This window comes from Nguyenibacter vanlangensis (assembly GCF_013376155.1).
In the GTDB taxonomy this organism is placed as follows: domain Bacteria; phylum Pseudomonadota; class Alphaproteobacteria; order Acetobacterales; family Acetobacteraceae; genus Gluconacetobacter; species Gluconacetobacter vanlangensis.
The window spans coordinates 1-2,819 of record NZ_JABXXP010000387.1; the positions used below are offsets into that span (position 1 = coordinate 1).

Below are 2,819 nucleotides of genomic sequence, written 5' to 3' on the forward strand. Positions count from 1 at the left end.
GTGCAGCCGGCCGCCCGGGCGGCGGCGGGGACGGCCAGGCCCGGGAGCACGAGGCCCGGGAGCGCGAGGCCGAGGAGGGATACGACGAGGATCGCGATGCGCACCGTGGGTTCTTTCGGAAGGGCGTATGGGGTTCAGCGCGGGCTGTCCGGATGGGCACGCGTATCGGCGAAGAGGCGGGCGAGGCCGAGATCCAGCGCGCGGGCGAAGGCCGCGAGGGTTTCCGGGCCGACGTAATGTTCGATCCCTTCGGCGTCGATGCGCGCGCTGTCCTGGCCCACGCCGAGGGCGAGAAGGAATTCCTCGACGATGCGATGGCGGGACTTGACGTCCTCGGCGATCGCGCGGCCGGCGTCGGTCAGGAAGACGCCGCGATAGGGGCGGCGGCTGACCAGGCCCTCGGACGCCAGGCGGGAAAGCATCTTGGCGACGGTGGGCTGCGAGACCCCGAGCCGGGAGGCGATATCGACCTGCCGGGCCTCCTGCCCCTCGGCCAGCAGGTCGGCGATCAGTTCGACGTAATCCTCGACCAGCGCGTTGCGCCGGGCGGCGCGGTTCTGGCGGAAGCCTTCGGACTGGATGTCGGCGTCGGGCATGAGGTCCGCCGCGGGCGCCGGCCGCTGTGTCTTGCGCAAGATCTTTCCCCTCCCCCGATCGGCCTGCCGCCCGGCGCGGGCGGAAACCGGGCGGCGTGTGACGGCCCTTTCTTGCAGACTCGTCAACGGGGCTCAACTTCTTAGCCGCAGTGAAAACGTTATTCCCGCACGAATAATGATCGCCTCATGATTGCCGCCGGTGGACGGGTCGTTGGAGGGCGCGGGGAAGAGTCGTTCGAGGGTGGGAGATTCCCGATTGCAACCTTATATAGCATTATGCATATTTCTGAGTCTCTGGTGAGTATCCGGTGGACGTGGACACCTGCCCGGACAGGTGAGCGGGCCCGCGTTCCGGGAGTGTTGGTGAGAGTGGCGATGTCATGACCTCTTCCCCCGACAGTGCGCGGATGGCCGGCCTGCCGGCCGCTCCGGCGGGGCGGGCGCGTTTCGCCCGGCGGACGGATGCCGAGAATCCCAGCCTGCCGGAGGCCTTCGCCAGCGTGCGGGTGCCGCAGGGGGCGTCGTGGCCGCGGCGGTTCCTGGCCTTCGTCGGGCCGGGATACATGGTGTCGGTCGGGTATATGGACCCCGGCAACTGGGCGACCGACCTGCAAGGCGGCGCGCAGTTCGGCTATCGCCTGCTGGCGGTCATCATGCTGTCGAACCTGATGGCGATCCTGTTGCAGGCGCTGTCGGTGCGGCTGGGCATCGCCACCGGGCGGGACCTGGCGCAGGCCTGCCGCGAGCGCTTTCCGCCGATCGTGAACATTCCGCTGTGGCTGGCCTGTGAGCTGGCGATCATCGCCTGCGACCTGGCGGAGGTGATCGGCACGGCGGTGGCGCTGAAGCTGCTGTTCGGCATTCCGCTGATGATCGCGGCGCTGATATCGGGGCTGGACGCGGTGATCGTGCTGCTGCTGATGAACCGGGGCTTTCGCTACCTGGAAGCCTTCGTCATCGCCATGCTGAGCGTGATCGCGGTCTGTTTCGCGGTGCAGATCGCCGCCGCCGCGCCGCCGCTGGGCGCGGTGATGCGGGGGTTCGTCCCCACCCCGATGATCGTGACCGACCATGCGGCGCTGTATGTCGCCATCGGCATCATCGGGGCGACGGTGATGCCGCACAATCTGTACCTGCATTCCTCGATCATCCAGACACGGGCCTATGACCGCTCGGTCGAGGGGCGGCGCGAGGCGATCCGCTGGGCGAGCTGGGACAGCACGATCGCGCTGATGCTGGCGCTGTTCATCAATGCCGCGATCCTGATCGTGGCGGCGGCGGCGTTCCATGGCAGCGGGCACGGCGACGTGGCCGAGATCGAGGACGCGTACCGGCTGCTGTCGCCGATCCTGGGGCTGGGAATCGCCTCGACCCTGTTCGCGCTGGCGCTGCTGGCGGCGGGGACCAATTCGACGATCACCGGCACGCTGGCGGGGCAGATCGTCATGGAGGGGTTTCTGCGCCTGCGCATTCCGCACTGGGCGCGGCGGATGCTGACCCGGGGGCTGGCCATCCTGCCGGTGCTGGCGGTGATCGCACTTTACGGTGATCGCGGGGTGGGCGCGCTGCTGGTGCTGAGTCAGGTCGTGCTGTCGATGCAACTACCCTTTGCGGTCATTCCGCTGGTGCTGTTCGTGTCCGACCGGCGGATCATGGGGACGTTCGCGATCTCGCGTCCGCTGGCGGCGTTGTCCTGGCTGGTGGCGGCGGTGATCCTGGCGCTGAATTTCAAGCTGCTGTTCGACGCGGTCGTTTCGTAGAGTCACGGAAAGGGCGGGATGCGGCAGCCGCGCAACAGGGGCCGTGAATAAAAAAACACAGGATTTCGCCGGAAAATTCGGCTTAGTCTGCGGTATCGCCATAAGCCGGACTCCCTCCCTCATGAACGAACCGAGCGACGTGACACGTACGCCGCCCCCGCCTGCCGTGCCCCCGCTGCCCCCGCGCACGACGATCCTGCGTCTGGCCGCGATCGGCGGGGTGATGCTGGCTCTGGTCGCGGGGTTCGCCCTGAGCGCCGGGTGGCTGACGCCGCACAGGCTGACGCAGCATTCCTTCATGACGGCGTTTCGCGTCGTGGACGGGCGGCATCCGGGCTTTCGCCGCAACCATGCCAAAGGGCTATGCGTCAGCGGCTGGTTCGACGGCAGCGGGCAGGCGCAGGTGCTGAGCACGGCGTCGGTGCTGGGGCCCCGGCGCAGCCGGGTGACCGGGCGGTTCGCG

At 68.4% G+C, this 2,819-nt stretch carries 2 protein-coding genes and 1 pseudogene; 2 read left to right on the plus strand and 1 reads right to left on the minus strand.

Annotated elements, in window-relative coordinates:
- Positions 1 to 134 precede the first annotated feature (134 nt).
- Positions 135 to 596 carry a manganese-binding transcriptional regulator MntR gene (gene mntR / locus HUK84_RS14285; RefSeq protein ID WP_176640888.1) on the minus strand — a complete coding sequence of 154 codons (462 nt, stop codon included), beginning with the start codon at positions 594 to 596 and terminating at the stop codon, positions 135 to 137.
- Positions 597 to 1,003: 407 nt separating this feature from the next.
- Between mntR and HUK84_RS14290 the strand changes: the two genes are divergently transcribed.
- Positions 1,004 to 2,356 carry an Nramp family divalent metal transporter gene (locus tag HUK84_RS14290; protein WP_246285696.1) on the plus strand — a complete coding sequence of 451 codons (1,353 nt, stop codon included), beginning with the start codon at positions 1,004 to 1,006 and terminating at the stop codon, positions 2,354 to 2,356.
- Positions 2,357 to 2,495: 139 nt separating this feature from the next.
- Positions 2,496 to 2,819: pseudogene (locus tag HUK84_RS14295) on the plus strand (catalase); the annotation flags it as partial.

Bases quoted from the DNA above. Each gene is read 5' to 3' on its own strand.
- mntR (WP_176640888.1), bottom strand. From the start codon at position 596: ATGCCCGACGCCGACATCCAGTCCGAAGGCTTCCGCCAGAACCGCGCC.
- HUK84_RS14290 (WP_246285696.1), top strand. From the start codon at position 1,004: ATGGCCGGCCTGCCGGCCGCTCCGGCGGGGCGGGCGCGTTTCGCCCGG.